At 66.2% G+C, this 16,941-nt stretch carries 18 protein-coding genes; 5 read left to right on the forward strand and 13 right to left on the reverse strand.

Going from position 1 to position 16,941, the window contains the following annotated elements; translation table 11 throughout:
- Positions 1-127: 127 nt before the first annotated feature.
- Positions 128-715, reverse strand: coding sequence for a GNAT family N-acetyltransferase (locus UC32_RS07805; protein WP_045730677.1), 588 nt, complete (start codon positions 713-715; stop codon positions 128-130).
- 146 nt (positions 716-861) lie between these two features.
- Positions 862-1,116: a hypothetical protein gene (locus tag UC32_RS07810; protein WP_045730678.1), complete on the reverse strand. Its 255-nt coding sequence runs from the start codon at positions 1,114-1,116 to the stop codon at positions 862-864.
- A gap of 253 nt (positions 1,117-1,369) precedes the next feature.
- On the opposite strand from UC32_RS07810, the gene UC32_RS07815 reads away from it, so the two are divergent.
- The gene (locus tag UC32_RS07815; protein ID WP_045730679.1) at positions 1,370-2,083 is read left to right on the forward strand and encodes a TetR/AcrR family transcriptional regulator C-terminal domain-containing protein; all 714 of its coding nucleotides are present in this window, start codon (positions 1,370-1,372) and stop codon (positions 2,081-2,083) included.
- A gap of 37 nt (positions 2,084-2,120) precedes the next feature.
- Here the strand turns inward: UC32_RS07815 and UC32_RS07820 are convergent, their stop codons facing one another.
- Both UC32_RS07820 and UC32_RS07825 read right to left on the reverse strand, forming a co-directional pair.
- Positions 2,121-2,585, reverse strand: coding sequence for a pyridoxamine 5'-phosphate oxidase family protein (locus UC32_RS07820; RefSeq protein WP_045730838.1), 465 nt, complete (start codon positions 2,583-2,585; stop codon positions 2,121-2,123).
- A gap of 60 nt (positions 2,586-2,645) precedes the next feature.
- A complete protein-coding gene (locus UC32_RS07825; protein ID WP_045730680.1) occupies positions 2,646-3,575 on the reverse strand; it encodes an aminodeoxychorismate lyase in 930 nt (309 codons plus the stop codon).
- Between the two features lie 130 nt (positions 3,576-3,705).
- Here UC32_RS07825 and cls point away from each other — a divergent pair, with 130 nt between their 5' ends.
- Positions 3,706-5,145 (forward strand): cardiolipin synthase, encoded by a 1,440-nt coding sequence (gene cls / locus UC32_RS07830; RefSeq protein WP_045730681.1) that lies wholly within the window; start codon positions 3,706-3,708, stop codon positions 5,143-5,145.
- Between the two features lie 14 nt (positions 5,146-5,159).
- On the opposite strand, the gene UC32_RS07835 is transcribed toward cls, so the two are convergent.
- The 7 genes from UC32_RS07835 to UC32_RS07865 all read right to left on the reverse strand — a co-directional run bounded on the left by UC32_RS07835 (position 5,160) and on the right by UC32_RS07865 (position 10,858).
- Positions 5,160-7,292: a chorismate-binding protein gene (locus UC32_RS07835; RefSeq protein ID WP_045730682.1), complete on the reverse strand. Its 2,133-nt coding sequence runs from the start codon at positions 7,290-7,292 to the stop codon at positions 5,160-5,162.
- Positions 7,293-7,311: 19 nt separating this feature from the next.
- Positions 7,312-7,851, reverse strand: coding sequence for a low molecular weight protein-tyrosine-phosphatase (locus tag UC32_RS07840; protein ID WP_045730683.1), 540 nt, complete (start codon positions 7,849-7,851; stop codon positions 7,312-7,314).
- A 174-nt stretch (positions 7,852-8,025) separates the two neighbouring features.
- Complete coding sequence (locus UC32_RS07845) at positions 8,026-8,649, reverse strand: LysE family transporter (protein WP_045730684.1); 624 nt, start codon at positions 8,647-8,649, stop codon at positions 8,026-8,028.
- Positions 8,650-8,683: 34 nt separating this feature from the next.
- Entirely contained in the window at positions 8,684-9,073 is a 390-nt protein-coding gene (locus UC32_RS07850; RefSeq protein ID WP_045730685.1) for a type II toxin-antitoxin system VapC family toxin, read from the reverse strand.
- Positions 9,070-9,372, reverse strand: a complete 303-nt coding sequence (locus UC32_RS07855; RefSeq protein WP_327077617.1) for a type II toxin-antitoxin system Phd/YefM family antitoxin — start codon at positions 9,370-9,372, stop codon at positions 9,070-9,072. Before UC32_RS07855 ends, UC32_RS07850 begins: the two co-directional genes overlap by 4 nt.
- A gap of 70 nt (positions 9,373-9,442) precedes the next feature.
- Positions 9,443-10,261 (reverse strand): methyltransferase domain-containing protein, encoded by an 819-nt coding sequence (locus UC32_RS07860; protein ID WP_045730687.1) that lies wholly within the window; start codon positions 10,259-10,261, stop codon positions 9,443-9,445.
- A 66-nt stretch (positions 10,262-10,327) separates the two neighbouring features.
- Entirely contained in the window at positions 10,328-10,858 is a 531-nt protein-coding gene (locus UC32_RS07865; RefSeq protein ID WP_045730688.1) for a MarR family winged helix-turn-helix transcriptional regulator, read from the reverse strand.
- Between the two features lie 225 nt (positions 10,859-11,083).
- Here UC32_RS07865 and UC32_RS07870 point away from each other — a divergent pair, with 225 nt between their 5' ends.
- Together UC32_RS07870 and UC32_RS07875 are read left to right on the forward strand one after the other, a co-directional pair.
- Positions 11,084-13,285 carry an MMPL family transporter gene (locus UC32_RS07870; protein ID WP_045730839.1) on the forward strand — a complete coding sequence of 734 codons (2,202 nt, stop codon included), beginning with the start codon at positions 11,084-11,086 and terminating at the stop codon, positions 13,283-13,285.
- A gap of 189 nt (positions 13,286-13,474) precedes the next feature.
- Positions 13,475-13,762 carry a hypothetical protein gene (locus UC32_RS07875; protein WP_045730689.1) on the forward strand — a complete coding sequence of 96 codons (288 nt, stop codon included), beginning with the start codon at positions 13,475-13,477 and terminating at the stop codon, positions 13,760-13,762.
- Positions 13,763-13,837: 75 nt separating this feature from the next.
- Here the strand turns inward: UC32_RS07875 and UC32_RS07880 are convergent, their stop codons facing one another.
- Complete coding sequence (locus UC32_RS07880; protein WP_045730690.1) at positions 13,838-15,130, reverse strand: MFS transporter; 1,293 nt, start codon at positions 15,128-15,130, stop codon at positions 13,838-13,840.
- A 93-nt stretch (positions 15,131-15,223) separates the two neighbouring features.
- Between UC32_RS07880 and UC32_RS07885 the strand changes: the two genes are divergently transcribed.
- Complete coding sequence (locus UC32_RS07885; protein ID WP_045730691.1) at positions 15,224-15,544, forward strand: ArsR/SmtB family transcription factor; 321 nt, start codon at positions 15,224-15,226, stop codon at positions 15,542-15,544.
- Between the two features lie 19 nt (positions 15,545-15,563).
- Here the strand turns inward: UC32_RS07885 and UC32_RS07890 are convergent, their stop codons facing one another.
- Complete coding sequence (locus UC32_RS07890; RefSeq protein ID WP_045730692.1) at positions 15,564-16,820, reverse strand: glutaminase; 1,257 nt, start codon at positions 16,818-16,820, stop codon at positions 15,564-15,566.
- Between the last annotated feature and the right edge of the window lie 121 nt (positions 16,821-16,941).

Genomic DNA, 16,941 nt, shown 5'->3' on the forward strand with positions numbered 1-16,941 from the left:
GTCGTTGGCTGTGTGTGGTAACCACCAACCTAAGAGGTCTTCACCTATTCACGATGTAACCAACGTCCTGACCCAGTACACCTAGGCGCCGCGTCCGGGAGCCTGGGCCCGGCCAGGCGTCCTACTGTCAACGCGGCAGGATGAGTTGGTGCAGCAAGTGGTCCTGCCATGTCCCGGCGATCTGCAGGTATTCCGGGGCGACTCCGATCTCGCGGAACCCTGCCCGGCCCAGGATCCGCCGCGACGCCGCATTGCGCAGCAGGGTGGCGGCCTGGATGCGGTGGAGGCCAAGCTCCGTCTGCGCGTAACGGGCTGCGAACCGGACAGCAGCCGTACCCACGCCCCGTCCCTGGAGGCCGTGGTCAACCCAGTAGCCAAGGTTGGCGCTGAGGAACGGGCCGCGGACGATCCCGGTGAGGGTAATCGTTCCGACGATGCGCCAGCCCGCCGCTGCGCTGCCGGAATCCTCGACGAGCACCCAGGGAACCTCCGTGCCCAGCCCCAGCTGCTCACGCTTGGCCCGAATCAGTTCCCGCTGCATCGGGGCGGTGTAGAACGCCTCTGGCCGGAGGGGTTCCCACGGCGCCAGATGCTGCCGGTTCCGAACGTAGGCCGCTGCGAGGGCATCCGCGTCATAGGCGTGAAGCAGCCGGATGCCAACGCCGTGGAGCAGTTCTTCCGGCTTGTCGGCTGGTGGGGAACCTGGATTGTCCATCCCTCGATTGTGCCGTGGTGGCCAGTGAGAGCTGCAGTCCGCGGGAGCTGCGGGGTTCCTGCGGCGCCAGGTGGTGCCCGCATTAACGAAGGATGCTGTGGCACACGTGGTGCCACAGCATTCGCTTCGTAGTGTCCCGTTGCGCTTCAGACGAGGCCGGGGTAGCTGGCGACGATGTAGTCCGCCGCAGCCGGTCCCTTCATCCGCAGGCGGTTGTGACGCGGGTTGATCCGGTGCTTCATGGCTGACCAAAACTGCGGCTCCGCGCCGGGGGAGAGCTGGTTGATGAAGCACCAGCTGGTGTAAAGCCCGAACAGGCGGTCACGGTTGAGGCCATGTTCTGTGCTGTCGTCGAGGTAGGTGGCTTCCTGGAGGAACAGATCAAACTGCGAATTAGCCATGGTGGCATCCCTTCGCTACGTGCATGGTGTCGCCATTCGGCTATAGCGGCGAGCCTCCACGCCCTGCACAGGGCCATGGAGTGTGACTTGACCCCTTGGAGAATTGGGGACTCTCAGGCGGATTAACTGCCGTATCTACAATGTAGACTTTACCCGTAGACTACAAGAGAAGCAATGCCCCAGCCGCTGCGAGCGGCAGGCGCCAGGTGCGGCAGCCGCCGGGTCCGGGCATTCAAGATCCAAGGATGGAACCATGGATTCCCCCGACACCCGCGGAGCAGTTGTCCAGGCGCGGCGCAAAATACCCCTCAGCAGGGAATCCGTCCTCGCCAAGGCCTTGGAACTTGTGGATGCCGACGGCGTGGATGCCCTGACCATGCGCCGGCTGGGGCAGGCGTTGGGGCGGGATCCCATGAGCCTCTACCGATACGCCGAAAACCGGGCCGCACTGCTCGATGGCGTGGCTGAGCTTGTTCTCGAGGACCTGTCCATCAAGAAGGACGACCCCGATTGGAAGGCGCAGCTCCGGCAACTGGCCCACGATCTGCGACTGCTGGCCATCCGGCACCCCAACGTTGTGCCGCTGCTGGTCACCAGGCCCCTGTCCACCCCGCTGGGGATGCGGCCGCTGGGCACCCTCCGCCCGCTGGAGCAAATTCTGTCGCTCCTGATCGAGACGGGCTTCGAGCCCAAAGACGCGCTGCACGTCTACCGCGCCTACTACGGCTTCCTCTACGGTCACCTGCTCAACGAGTTGCAGGAGTACATCGTGGACCCGGACGAGAACGAAGCACTCCTCCGGCTGGGTCTGCACCGCCTGCCCCCGAAGGAGTTTCCGCGGCTCCGGGCGCTCGCGCCGGAACTGGCCGAATACGACGGCTCGGAGGAACTCGACCAGGGAATCACCATCCTGCTGACCGGCCTCGAATCCCAGCTGTCGCAGCAACGGCTGGTGCAGCAGCGGTAGCCCGGGGGCCTGAAAGCCGGGATGTGTGCGGGCCTGCCTACTCGAAGGAGGCGCGGCGCCGGTCCTGAAGCCGGGTGTTCCAGACATCCGGCCGGTTCACCTGGAACCGCCGGCCCGTGAGGGCCTTGGCGTTCAGCCGGATGTAGTTCGATTTTTCGCCGGGCTGCCACGGCTCAAGCCCCAGGCCGTCCACGGCATCCATTTCCGACTGGTCCTCGATGACCTGGGTATCGCCGCGCACCACCACACTCCACGCAAGCTCGCTGGCGGGGTCGTAACCATCGATCTCGAGCGCCGCGGGACGCTCCATGAGGGCGCCCCACAGCTTTGAACCCGCCGCCGTGCGGAACGCGACACTCCGGCGGTTAACGACGTAGTTGACCGGGAATACCTCGGGGTGGCCGTCGACGACGATGGCGAGCCTGCCCAGGGTGTCGTCAGCCAGGAGTTCCCAGCAGTCGTCAAAGGAAAGGTTTTCGATTGGCAGCTTTGGCGAGTCCATGGTCCACACCTTACGGGCGAAGCAGCACGCGGAAAAGGGACTTCACCACTTGTTTCAGTGCTATTCGATCCCGGCGTAAAGCCCGGTGAGCTCGGCCGTCAGCTCCTTCTGCAACGCCGGGGTGCCGATCTGCTTGCCGTCGATCGTGTTGACCGGGGCGAGCAGGCGGACACTGGAGATCAGCCAGACCGCGTCGGCATCCAGCAGGTCCTGCGGTTCCAGGGGGCCGTAGCCCAGTTCCCAGCCGGCCGCCTTTGCTGCGGTGAAGAGGGCGCCCTGCGATGTTCCGGGCAGGATGCCGCTGTCCAGCTGCGGCGTGATGAGGCGCTTGATGGCCGTCCCGTCAGCGGACTCCTCCACGTGGGCCAGCAGCACCGTGGACGTGGGGCCCTCAAGCACGCGGCCATCGGAGGACAGGAAGATGACGTCGTCTGCGCCTTGTTTGCGGGCATGGCGCAGGGCGGCCATGTTGACGGCGTAGGAGAGCGTCTTGGCGCCCATGAGCAGCCACGGCGCACGCTCGGCAACGTCGCTGTCGTAACCGCGGTCAAGGAGGATGACATCGATGCCTGTTTCGCGCTGGCGCCGCCCGGCAGCCGGCGCGGGGGAGACCTGCACCCAGGCAGTGGGAGTGGCCGCACCTTCCACGCCGCGGGTCACCACCAGCTTGACCACCAGTTCATCGTCGCCCGCATCGGGGGACGGGTACTGCGCCTGGTGTTCGGAAATGGCGGTGGCAATGGCCCGCCGCCAGTCATCCTGGCCCGGGATGCTGAGGTCCAGCGCCGCCGCGGAGCCGCCCAGGCGGTCCAGGTGGGCCTGGATCTTCCTGACGGAACCCCGGACGGCGAGCATCGTTTCGAAGATGCCGTCGCCCCGGGTGGCACCCTGGTCCGTGACCATCAGCTGCGGCTTTGAAGCGTCGGCGGGCCGGCCGTTGGGGAAGGCAGGATCAAGGAAAACGAGTACCACGGAAGCGGGAGAGGTCATGGCTCCAGCTTAGTGCGGCGCCGCGCGGATAAGCTGGGCGGAACGCCCCGGACGGAAACGGTCCGCCGGGAGCTCATCTTCCGGGGGTTATCTCGTGTTGTGGCCATTTTCGCTTGCCGGCACCGCGCCGATGTGGGTAGTGGTGATCCTCGGCGTGGCAGACCTCGCCATCAGGATCCTGGCCCTGGGAATCATCCCGGGCAACCGGCGCCCCACCACGGCCATGGCCTGGCTGCTGGGCATCTTCTTCGTGCCCTTTGTGGGCATCGTCCTCTTCCTGCTCTTCGGTAACTTCAGGCTGTCCAGCCGGCGCCGCGAGCAGCAGCAGCAGGTCAATGAGCGGGTGCAGGCGGGCATTACGGCACTCTCGGATGCCGAGAGCGACTACCAGGGACCTGAATGGGTGAAGTCAGCCGGGGAACTGAACCGCCGGCTGGGTTCGCTGCCCATGGTGGACGGGAACACCGTGGACCTCCTGCCCGGCTACCCGGACTCGATCCTGGCCATGACCCAGGCGGTGCGGAAGGCGAAGAAATTCGTCAACGCGGAGTTCTACATCATGAGCACGGACCACATCACCGACGAGCTCCTTACCGCCTTGGAGGAAGCCGCCGAACGCGGCGTGGAAGTGCGGGTTCTTTTCGACCACATCGGCACGCTGCGGGTCAAGGGTTACAAGAACCTCCTCAAGCGGCTCAAGGCCGGCAAGATCCAGTGGAAGCGCATGCTTCCGTTGCTGCCCATCCACGGACAGTGGCGCCGGCCGGACCTCCGGAACCACCGCAAGATCATGGTGGTGGACGGTGAAGTGGCTTTCACCGGCTCGCAGAACCTTATAGAGCCTTCCTACAACAATCCCCGCCACCGGAAGGCGGGCCGGGAGTGGGTTGAGCTGATGGCCTGCCTCCGCGGGCCGATCGTCACCACCCTGAACGTCGTCTTTGCCACAGACTGGCTCAGCGAAACGGACGAGTCACTGGAGCATCAGCTGCAGCTTCCGGTGGACACCGCACCGGGGCTCGTCACCGCCCAGGTGGTGCCCAGCGGCCCCGGGTTCAGCACGGAGAACAACCTTCGGCTGTTCAACACCCTGATCTACTCGGCGCAGCACCGCATCTCCATCTGCAGCCCGTACTTCGTCCCGGATGATTCCCTGCTGTACGCCATTACGACGGCGGCCCAGCGCGGCGTGGACGTTGAACTGTTCGTCTCCGAAAAGGGCGACCAGTTCCTGGTCCACCACGCCCAGCAGTCCTACTATGAGGCGCTGCTCGAGGCCGGTGTGCGGATCTACCTGTACAAGGCCCCGTTCGTGCTGCACGCCAAGCACTTCACAATCGACGACGAGGTGGCCGTCCTGGGCTCCAGCAACATGGACATGCGATCGTTCTCGCTGAACCTCGAAGTGTCCGTCATGCTCGTCGGCGAGGACATTGTGACCAAGATGCGCGCCGTGGAGAACACGTACCGGGGCATCTCCCACGAGCTGCGGCTGGCGGACTGGCTGAACCGGCCGCTCGCAGCACGCTACGTGGACAACGTGGCAAGACTGACGGCAACGGTCCAGTAGGCAGGTACGCGGCGTCAGGCGTCCGGGAAAACCGCTCCGAGCGTCGAGAGCACACCGTAGGCCTTGGTGCGGATTTCGTCGTATTCCTCGTCCGGGACGGAATCGGACGTGATGGCGCCGCCGACGCCGAGGGTCAGCTCCGCAGTACCGTCACCATCCCGGCGGATCACCAGCGTCCGGATGGCGACGGCCAGGTCTGTGGCACCGTTCAGCGAGAAATAGCCGATGGCACCCGAATAGATTCCCCGCGGGCCCGCTTCCAGCTGGTCGAGGATGGCCATGGTGCTGATCTTCGGCGCCCCGGTCATCGAACCGGCAGGGAAGCAGGCGGCCACAGCCTCCGCCCGCGGGGAACCCGGCGGCAGGCTGGCGTCGATGGTGCTCACCATCTGGTGCACGGTGGCATAGCTTTCGATGGCGCACAGCCGGCTCACCGTCACGGAGCCGGGGACAGCAAAATGGCTTAGGTCATTCCGCAGCAGGTCCACGATCATGATGTTCTCGGCCCGGTCCTTTAGCGAGGTGGCAAGCTCCGTGCGGAGGGCGGCGTCCTCAGCGGCGTCAGCAGCCCGGCGGCGGGTTCCCTTGATCGGCTCGGCGCGCATGCCGCCGTCGGACGCTATCCTCAGGAAACGTTCCGGCGACGTGCTGGCAACCGCCAGGCCGTCGAAGGCCAGGTAGCTGGCGAAAGGCGCAGGGTTCCGGCGGCGCAGTGCCAGGTACGTGTTCCACGGGTCCAGGGAGCCCGCCGGAACACGGGCCGCGAGGGTGGTGGTCAGGCACACTTCGTAGGTGTTGCCTTCGGCGATTTCGCGCTGCGCCCCGGCGATTTTGGTCCGGTAGGCCAACCCACTGTCCCGGCTTGCGAACACGGGCACGGAAGAGCCCCCGACGGCGGTGCTGCCGCCAACAATCCCCCCGCCGGCCGATTCGGCGGCATTCCCGCTGTCCCACGCCGCGGGCGCAGCCACTGCGGCTTGCACGGCTGCCCGCGCAGTGTCCAGCCACTCGGCGGCGTCCGGGGCTTCCAGCGCCAGGAGCCAGGCGGTGCCTTCCGCATGGTCCAGGACCACCGCCCGTCCGGCGAAGATCAGTGCGGCATCCGGCGTAGCCGCTGCAACATCGGTGCCGCCGGTCTCGCGTTTCAGCTCATAGCCCAGGTAGCCCAGCCACCCCAGGGTGAACTCTCCGGGATAGCCCTCCGGGGCGCGGACTGCCCGGCGGCCCCATACCGTGTCCAGCCACCGGAAAAACGGTCCGTCCACGGTGGCGGTGACGGATCCGGCGCTGATATGGCTGGCCCCGGACCGGTGCGTGACCGACTGGCCGAACGTGCCGCCGTCGTCCGCCAAAATGCTGAACCGGCTGCGTTCGGCAGCCGTCCGGACGGTTGGATCGCTGGGGTCCCCGCCCGCCGCCGGCCCCAGGTTGAACGACGCCCCGGCGTTGGAAGAGTCGAGCCAGACGGCGTTGGCGGACATGCCGTACAGGGCACGGAACAGCCCGGCGGCCTGCGGGCGTGCGTCGAGCCGTTCCGCACGGAGGCTCAAGCCACGGCGGGCCGACAGCTCGGGGGCGAGGACCTGTGCCAGCACCGGCAGGTACGGCAGGAGCTGCAGCACGTCCTCCGGGGCGCTGCCATCGGCCACGTTCCTGATCTGCAGGTCCGCCTCGGCGGCAACATCGTCCGCGGCCAGCCATTCGGACTCCTGGGCAGCCCACTGCTCCCAAAACGGCTCATAGGTTTCGCCGTCCCGCTGCAGCGCGCGGGTGCGGCGGACTTCCTCCGGTGAGTCAGCCCAGATAACCACGCCAAGGAAGGGCCGGGCGGCGGCGGCCGCGGCGCCAACTCCCTCCACGATGACAATCTCGGCGGGCAGGGTGACCCGGGAGTCGCCGTCGTAATGCCTTTCCCAGTCCCAGCTGGTCCAGGTGGCGGCCTCGCCGCGGCTCAACGGACCCAGGACGGTGCTGACGTAGCGTTCGATGCCGGCGGCCAGGCCGTTCCAGCCGGGGTAGATGTCCTCAAGGTGGAACAGCGACACCTTGTGGCGTGCACGCAGCCGCGCTGCCAGTTCCACGGCGAGTGTGGTCTTGCCTGCGCCCGAACGTCCGTCAATGGCGATGATGACGGGGGCTGGGCTCATGGAGTAGAGCGTACCGTTTTCAGAGCGCCTGCCGCGCCAGGTGTGCGCTGCTTGCAACTGCTGCCCTGATGTGGTCAACGAGGCCGGGCACCGCGGTGTGGATCTGGTGCCAGACGGCGTCGAAATCGGCGTGGCCGCCGTACCAGGGATCCTCGATGCCCTGGTCCAAAAGGTCGCGGCCGGTCATGGCGGGGTCGAAACTGCGGAGCATCCGGATCTTCTCCAGCGATTCCCTGTCCGGAGCAGCCTGGCTCAGCCACGCGTAGTGGTCGATGTCCAGAGCGAGGATCAGGTCCCTGTCGCGGAACCAGCCCGGGTCCCACTCCCGTGCCACGTGGAAATCAGTGGCGACTTGGGTGATGGCCAGCCGGCGGGCCGCGCGTGGATCGATGGGCCGCCCCGCTTCGTACCCGGTGGTGCCGGCGGAGTCCACCGTCACCAGGCCGTCCAGCCCCTCGCGTTCCAGTGCCGCCCGGAGCATGTGTTCAGCCATGGGGGAGCGGCAGATATTGCCAGTGCAAACGGCAATGACGCGGTATGGGCTCGACGTTGAGTTCATGCGTCTAAGCATGCGCTTTCTCGCCACCGATGGCCAGCGGCGATTCACAATAATTGACGAACTTGTAAAGACGCATGACCGTTGACGGAAATGGGTAGGGAACAGAGTTGAGGGGCAAGATGCCTCCTGCCGGGAGCCCGGCCGGCGGCCTTCCCCTCCGGTCCCGAACCGGGATCAGTGAATGAATGCGAGCAGGATTCCGACGCCCACGAACAGCACGCCGAACACCTTGCTGAGGACCAACTGGCCCCGCTCGGTCTGCGTGAAGCGCTGGAAGGACCGCGCGGCCGCGGCAAAGAAGAACCACATGACCAGGATGTCGATGGCCACGATGGTGGCCGTGAGTATGGCGTACTGGGTAACCAGCGATTCTTCGGGCCGGATGAACTGGGGCGTGAAGGCCAGGAAGAAGACAATCGCTTTAGGGTTCAGGAGGTTTACCCAGAACCCGCGCCGGAAGATTGACGCCGCAGGCTCGAATTTAGCTGGCGCCGCCTCTTCCTCCTGGACGGCGGGCTTGCTGAGGAACTGCCGGATGCCCAGGTATACGAGGTAGGCGGCACCGGCGTACCGGATGATGTTGAAGGCCAGCGGAGACCCGGACACCAGGACACCCACGCCCAGCGCCACGATGAGCACGTGGACAACGAGTGCTGCCTGCTGGCCGAGGATTCCCCAGATGGAGCGGCGAAAGCCGGCGTTCAGGGAATTGCTCATGGTGTTGATGGCACCGGCGCCGGGAGTGAAACTGATGAGGGCGCCGGCACCCGCCAGGGCCAGCCACAGGGAAAATTGCACTAACCAATCTTACGCGGGCCGGCCGGCTGGCCCGTCACCACAAAGTGGCCACCGGTTCGAACGCGTGCAGGGCGTCGTCGGCGGTGACCAGGCTGAAACCTTCCACCATGGCCTGGGCTGCCAGCAAGCGGTCAAACGGATCCTTGTGGTCCCAGTCCAACTGCCCCGCCGCGAGGCTGTGGGATGCACTGAGCGGAATCTCTGATGCGTAGAGGTGGGCGAGCTGGCGGCCGAAGCTGGCGACAATCGCCGCTCCGGCGGGAAGCCTTCCGAGCCTGTGCTTGTAGGACAGCTCGTACGCTGTCACCGGCGAAACGAAGACCTGGTTATCCAGTTTGGTGATGGCGTTCCGGGCTTTGGTGGAGAGCCGCCGCGGCTCGGCGATGGCCCACAGGAACGTGTGCGTATCCAGGAGGAGCTTCATTGGCCGGGAAATCCCATTTCCTCGTCCGTCCACGGTTCATAGAACTCATCCGGAATGTGGAGGGGACCAAGGAAGCCAAGTTCCCGACGGGTGGGAGGCTCAATTTTCACTAGCCGCGCAACGGGGCGTCCGGCTTTGGCAATGACCACATCCTCGCCGCGTTCGACGAGGTTCAGCAGTTCGGAAAGCCGGGTTTTGGCTTCCTGGACGTTGTACTGTCCCATGTTGACCAAGTCTAGTTGGTCAACTTCCACTGCGATAGGTTCAGCCCAGTACTCCCGGTCGCCGTGATAGGTCATGACCCGGACGCTACGCCTGGTGGCGCATGCGCGGCAGGGAACCTTGGAGCTATGTGGAAAACCTGTCCGCCTACGCCCGGGCTATGACTTCCCCATTGGGGATCAGGAACCAGCCGTCATCCGTTGAACCCCAGCGGTGCCAGCCGGCCGAGATCCGCGCAAGGTCCGCCGGGTTGGCGAAACCGTACTCCAGGGCCTGTTCCGCGAACGCCGAATGCAGCACCCGCTCACCCCAGACGCGGGCCTGCCAGCGGCGCTGCTGGCCCGTGGCGTAGAGCCAGTTGCTGCTGGTGGGAGCGACGTCGTGAAAGCCCGCGGACTGTGCCCAGCTGACCAGGCGACGCCCGGCGTCGGGCTCTGCGCCGTTGCGCCGCGCGATGAGCTGGTAGAGGTCCATCCATTCGTCCAGCTCCGGGATGGCGGGGTACCAGCTCATGCCGTGGAAATCGGCGTCCCGCACAGCAACGATGCCGCCAGGCTTGGCTACCCGGCGCATTTCCCGCAGCGCTTCGACGGGGTCGGTCAGGTGCTGCAGCACCTGGTGGGCGTGCACCACGTCGAACGTCCCGTCCGCGAAGTCGAGGTCGTAGATGTTTCCGGCCATGAATTCCACGTTGGGCACATCGCGTTCGACGGCGAGCGCCTTGGCCTGGGCGATGATGTCCGGTGAGCGGTCCAGTCCGGTGACCTTGCCCGGACTGACTACGGCGGCAAAATCGCACGTGATGCTCCCCGGCCCGCATCCGACGTCGAGCACGTCCGTTCCCTGGGTGAGGTGCGGCAGGACGAACGCTGCTGAATTCTCCGCGGTCCTGGCGGCATGGGCCCGGACTACGGACTCGTGGTGGCCGTGCGTGTAGACGTCGTCTTCAGGCTGTGGGTCGCTCATGGACAAACGCTACTCCCAACCAGGCGTCAGGGACCGGCGTTGAGGCCATCAAAACGGCAGTGTCTGCTAGGTGGACGGATGGCCGGAGGACTCAGGGGCGTCCTCACGGGCGGCGATGGTGGCTTCCACCATCGCGGCCATGAAGCGTGACACGGTGTCCAGTTCGGCTTCCGTGAATTCGGCCATGGCCTTTCCCATGTGCCGGGAAAGGGGCGCAAAGATGGCGCCGCCCTCGGTAAAGGCTTTGGGGGTCATCTTGAGCTGGACCTGGCGGCGGTCCGAACTGTGCCGCTCGCGGACCACGTGGCCGGAGCTGTCCAGCCGGTCCACCAGGGCCGTGGTGGCGGGGGAGCTCAGGTTCAGCTCCCTGCGAAGGAGCCCGGGTGTGACCACGTTGCCCTTCGCGGTATGGCGCATGATGACGGCCAGGGCGTTCAGGTCCGTCCGGTGCATGTCCTTGCGTCCGCCGGCGGCGTCCACGTAGCGGTTTGCCTCCAGCGTGAAGTCCTGGAGCAGCCGGACCAGGGGGTGCGGACCGCCGGCGGGAGGTGCGTCCTGCGCGGACGGGCCGGTGTTGCTCGGATTGTTGCCGTTCATGGTCACCTCCTGGAGTTCGCGGGGCCGTTTGTCTGTGCGTACAGGCCCTGAGGGATATTACTTCAGCAGCCTTGGTATTGCGCGGCGTTGGGGTTGGAAAAGGTTGGAGCCGGACCCGCTGCATAAAAAGCTTGACTGGCACTTATCTCTATCATGGAGATAGTCTAGTGTGGAATCAATCCTACTCCGCTTCGTCCCGCGTGGACCATCCGCATGGAAGGCATCATGAAACATCAGACTGCAGCCAAGGAACGCGTTCCGTTCTGGCTCCGTTGGCTCATTCCCGTCATCCTGGTGCTGACCTGGCTTGGCCTTGCCGGCATCGGCGGCCCCACCTTCGGCCGGCTGGAAGAGGTCTCTTCCAACGACCAGGCGTCGTTCCTGCCGGCCAGTGCCGAGGCCACCGAAGCCCAGGACTGGCAGGCGAAATTCCGCGACTCGGACGAGGTTCCGGGAATCATCGTCATTGAAAACTCCGATGCGTTCACCCCGGCACAGCTGGGCGAGGCAGCCGGGCTGCGCACAAAGATCGAGGAACTGAAGCTCGGGAGCACGGTGATCGGGCCGATTCCATCCGAGGACGGCAAGGCTGTTCAGTTCGTCGCCCCCATCGGCGGCAGCGTGGAGGTCAAGGAAGCCGTCAAGGAACTCCGCGATACGGTCGCCGAGGGCGCGCCTGAGGGAATGCAGACTTACGTCACCGGCCCCGCGGGCCTGGCAGCGGACCTTACGGCCGCGTTCGGCGGAATTGACGGCATTCTCCTGCTGGTGGCCCTGTCTGCCGTGTTCGTGATCCTGCTGATCGTCTACCGGTCCCTGCTGCTGCCCATCATGGTCCTCCTGACCTCGGTCTTCGCGCTCTGCGCGGCCATCCTCCTGGTGTTTGGCATGGCCAAGGCCGGGTGGATCCAGCTGAACGGCCAAAGCCAGGGCATCCTGTCCATCCTGGTGATCGGCGCGGCAACGGACTATGCGCTGCTGTTCGTGGCGCGTTTCCGTGAGGCGCTCACTCACACCACCAACCGGACGTCGGCGGTGATCACCGCCTGGAAGGCTTCCTTCGAACCAATCCTGGCCTCCGGTGCCACGGTGATCATCGCGCTGCTGTGCCTGCTGTTCTCCGACCTCAACTCGAACAAGGCCCTGGGCCCGGTGGCTGCGGCCGGCATCGTCTGCTCGCTGTTCGCCGCGCTGACTCTCCTGCCCGCCCTCATGGCCTTGCTGGGCCGTGCGGCTTTCTGGCCTTTCCGGCCCAAGCTGGTGCCCGCCGATGAGCGCGAGCCCGAGCTGGTCACCGGCCTCGAAGGCCAGAAGGGGCTGTGGCGCGCCACCGGTTCGCTGGTGTCCCGCCGTCCGCGGACCGTCTGGATCGGCTCCGTCCTGCTCCTGCTGGTTGCCTCGGCAGGCGTCCTGCAGCTAAAGGCCAACGGCGTGCCCCAGACCGACGTCATCCTCACCGCATCCAACGCCGTGGACGGCCAGGATGCGCTGGCGCGCCACTTCGACGCCGGCAGCGGCAGCCCCGCCGTCGTGGTTGCAGACCAGGCCAAGGCACAGGAAGTCCTGGACACGGTCAAGGCGGCCGACGGCGTGGGCGACGCCTACCTGCTGGCCCAGGGCAGCGTGCCCATTACCGGAGCCCCCGGTGCGCCCAGCGAGCCGGACGTCCGCGAAGGCAAAGTCCTCATCAATGCCACCCTGAACTCGGCCGCGGACTCCCTGGAGGCCGAGGAAGCGGTCAAGGCGCTTCGGACCGACGTCAAGGCCGTTGACTCCGGTGCCCTGGTGGGCGGCGTCACGGCCACCGCGCTGGATACGAACACCACCGCCCAGCGCGACCTGGTGATCATCATCCCGGTGGTCCTGGTGGTCATCCTCTTCATCCTGATGCTGCTGCTGCGCTCCATCGTGGCGCCGGTCCTGCTGGTGCTCTCCGTGGTGCTGTCCTACGCCGCCGCGATGGGTGTCTCCGCGCTGGTGTTCAACAACCTCCTGGGCTTCCCGGGGGCAGATGCCACCGTCCCGCTGTTCGGGTTCGTGTTCCTGGTGGCCCTGGGCGTGGACTACAACATCTTCCTGATGAGCCGGGTCAGGGAAGAATCCATCAAACACGGAACACGTCCCGGCATCCTCCGCGGCCTCGGTGTCACCGGCGGCGTCATCACCTCAGCCGGCGTGGTGCTGGCGGCAACCTTCGCCGCCCTGGGCGTCATCCCCATCATGTTCCTGGTGCAGCTGGCCTTCATCGTGGCCTTCGGCGTGCTGCTGGATACCGTGCTGGTGCGCTCGCTGCTGGTGCCTGCGCTGGCGTACGACCTCGGCCCGAAGATCTGGTGGCCCGGCAAGCTGGCCCGCAGCCACGCGGCACCTGCGGAGAAGCCGCGGGAGCCCGGCGTCGAGCCCCTCGAGGAGGTCTCCAGCCGCTGACGGGGAACCCGCTGCTGATCGGCCCTGCTGCTGCCACCATTCCACGGTGGCGGCAGCAGCCGTATCCGGGGTGGCCGGCTTGCCTCCGGGCCACTGAGACTCAGGAAGCAAGCCCTGTCGGCAGGCCCCGCAGCTCGATAAACTGCCAGTGCGCCCACGTGGACGCGGAACTCGAAGGAGAGATGACGCATGAGTGAACACCGCGCAGACGAGGACCCCCGCAAGGGCACTGCCCCCGGCATGGAAGGCGAGGGCGGGCAGTACATGGATGGCGACTACGGTGAGGCCGGCGCCGTGGAAGTCCCTTCAGAAAACCTTGAAGACGGCCAATATCCCGACGGCGATTACGGCGACGCCGGCACCAGCGGGCATGAACGCGGAGAAGGAGCGGTCCGTGAGGGGCTGACCGATGGGCAGGTCCAGGCCGCGGAGGACGAGCGCGGGCCGTTGCACGGGCTCCCGGAGACCGACCGGTAGGTTTCCCTGCGGCGGGTCCGGCCAGGTGAGCCGCCGGCCGGACCGTCCGGTCCCGGCCCTTGTGCCCGGGCGGAGCTAGTGCCCGGCGTCGGAGGCCGCTCCGACGCCTATGGGTTCTGTCTCGTCCCGGGCCCCGGCGTTACCAGCCGTTGCTTCGCCGGGACGTCCGGCGTCTTTGCTGCGGGCACGGCTGACCGCTGCCACAGCGGCCAGCACCGTTACCAGGGCGCCGTAGGCGTAGGTGGTCACGGGCAGCGACAGGACGGGTGCCAGCAGTCCGGCCAGCACGGCTGGAACACCGAAGGCCGTATAGGCCACCACGAAGAGCGAGGCGAAGGTGCCGGCACGTTCATGGTCCTCAACCAGCGGGCTGATGGACCGGATGACGCCCATGAACGCGGTGCCGAATCCGGCACCGGCCACCACTACGGCGGCCAGGAACAGGCCGAACGAGCCCAGCCCGATGGCCAGCAGTGAAAGGGCGGTTCCCAGTGCCAGGGCTGTGGTCCCGAAAATGGTGATGGTGCGGGCTCCGAACCGGTGCAGGACTGCGGCCGCTGCGGCTCCGACGCCGGCCAGGATGGTGATCACCATGCCCTGCCACAGGTGCTCCTGAATGCCGAACGTTGTGTGGACTATCGCCGCGCCGAGCGAGAGGTACAGCCCGCCCGTCGCCCAACCGGCAAACACGGCGGGTGCGCCGCTGATGAATCCACTCCGGGCTGCCGGCGGCAGGGTCAGGTGCGGCCTCAGGGATGCGGCCAGCCCGGGCGCGCGGGGTGAGGTTTCGGGTGCGGCCCACACCAGGGCGGCAAATGCGATGTAGATGACCGACAGCGAGACGAATACCAGGGTGCGCGGCTCTGCCATCAGATCCAGCAGCAGCCCGGACGCCAGGGCGCCCAGCGCCAGGCCACCCAACGGCGCCACCGTGTTCCAGGCAGCACTCGAGCCGGGGTCGTCCTCGGATTCGAGATCCGCAATGGCCGCAGAAAGCGTGGTCAGCAGGAGGCCGCTGGCGATGCCCTGCAGGACGCGCGCCACCAGGAGCAGTGCCAGTGAATCCGCGAGGAGGAACGCAGTGACGCTGCCGGCGAGCAGGATGAAGGCAGCGCAGATGACCGGCCTGCGTCCCAGATGGTCCGACAGGGAACCGAACACCAGCAGTGCCGCCAGCAGCGCAACGGCATAAACGGCAAAGATTCCCGTGGTGGCCACCGGCAGCAGATGCAACTGCTCCTGCAGGGTGGGGTAGAAGGGGGACGGGGCGCTGGCGCCGGCCATCATTGCTGCCGTAGCAGCAGCGACGAGGACAAAGCCCAGCCGCCGGCGTGCTTCGCGGGGCCGGGCTGCGGGGGAGTGCGTCACAACGTGCCACCTTCCGGGGTTGAGGTTGGTTCGAAAAATATCGAATCAATAGCCTACTGGCACCAACCCCATTGGTTCAACTATTATCGAACCGTGGCTACGCCGGCGAACCTCCCCCACCCCACCCGTGCGGATCTCGATCTGCCCAGTGTGCTCTTCGCATTAAGCGATCCTGAGCGGCTGGACATCGTGCGTCAGCTCCGCTCCGGCCCCCTCGACATGGCTGATTGCTCGCTGAGGGTCCCGGACATGCCGAAGTCCACCAAATCCCACCTCATGAAGGTCCTGCGCGAGGCCGGCGTCATCCGCAACGAGGCCAACGGCCGGGGCCGACGCCTGACCCTCAGGTCCGAAGACCTTGAAGCCCGGTTCCCGGGCCTGCTCCCCGCGGTCCTCGACGCGCCGGCCCAGTAGGCGCCGTTCGGCCGGGCGTTCAGGCTGGGGTGTCTGGCTGCCCGGCCGGCTGCTTGATGACCCTGGGGTAGTTTCCGTCCCCGAAGTCCGGGTCCGGCAATCTGCCGAAGGGATCCCGAAGGCTGATTGCGCAGCCATCCAGATGCAGCCGCCGCATTCCTTCGAGGGTCATGCGCCGGCCCACATCAGTGAAAGCGTCAACCCGGGAAACATCAATGACGGCATGGCCCGGCGCTTCAGCGGCTGACATGTGGTGCAGCAGGTCCGCAGCGGTCAGGAACTGGACGGTGCCATAGAGGTGGTACGTAACGTCCTGCCCGTTGGCTTCCACGGCTACCGACTGGTCGTTGCCTTGGTCCACACCGAAAAGATGCATGCCCATGTCCGCCGAGAGCCGTTCAAAGACCAGCCGGCCACGGTGGCTGTTGCCGTGGGAGTCCAGGCGCGGGGAGAACGCGCTGATGCCCACCTGGTTTGGCAGGACGCCGATCATGCCGCCGGATACACCGCTCTTCGCCGGTATGCCCACTTTGGTCAGCCATTCACCGGCGAAGTCGTACATGCCGGCGCCGGCCATGACTGCCATGACCTGGCGGGCAGTTCCCGGCTCCATCAGCCGCTCCCCGGTGAGCGGCTGGATCCCGCCGGCGGCGAGGGTCGCCGTCATCATGGAAAGGTCCTTGGTGGAGACCAGGATGGAGCACTGCTGGGTGTAGCCCAGCACGATGTCATGGACATCGCCGTCCAGGACGTTGTAGTTCTTCAGCATGTGGCCGATCGCCAGGTTCCGGTGGGCGTGCTCGAACTCGGAGCCGCAGACGTCCTGGTCGATGCGCAGTTCCCGCCCTGCCAGGCCTGAAAAGAATTCCAGCAAGCGATCGGTCCGCGTCCCGCCGGAAGTGCCCACCAGTGAATGGGTGGCTATGGCGCCGGCATTGATCATGGGGTTCTTGGGGCGGTGCGTTTCGCCCTCAAGGGAGAGTTCATTGAAGGCCTCGCCGGATGGTTCCACGCCGACGGTCTGGCAGACGCGGTCCATTCCCCGGTCGATCAGTGCGGCCGCGTAGGCAAACGGCTTGGAGATGGACTGGATGGAAAAAAGCCTGTCACTGTCGCCCGCCGCGTAAGTGTGCCCCTTGACGGTGGTGATGGCGGCTCCGAAGACGTCGGGCTCGGCCTGCGCAAGCTGCGGGATATAGCCGGCCACGTCCCCGGAATGCTCGTCCCGGAGCGCCGTCATGACTTCGTCGAGGTAATCGGGAATCGGATTTTTCACTCAGTGCCGTTCCGTTGCTGTTGTTGGTGTCCTTCAGGGCAGCCGCACAGGCAACTCTTCCCCCGCCAGCCACTCTACCGAGGCTGGCCGCCGCCTGTTCTCCCATAGCGGAACGCGGCCC

It is taken from the genome of Pseudarthrobacter chlorophenolicus, from assembly GCF_000962805.1.
GTDB lineage: Bacteria > Actinomycetota > Actinomycetes > Actinomycetales > Micrococcaceae > Arthrobacter > Arthrobacter chlorophenolicus_A.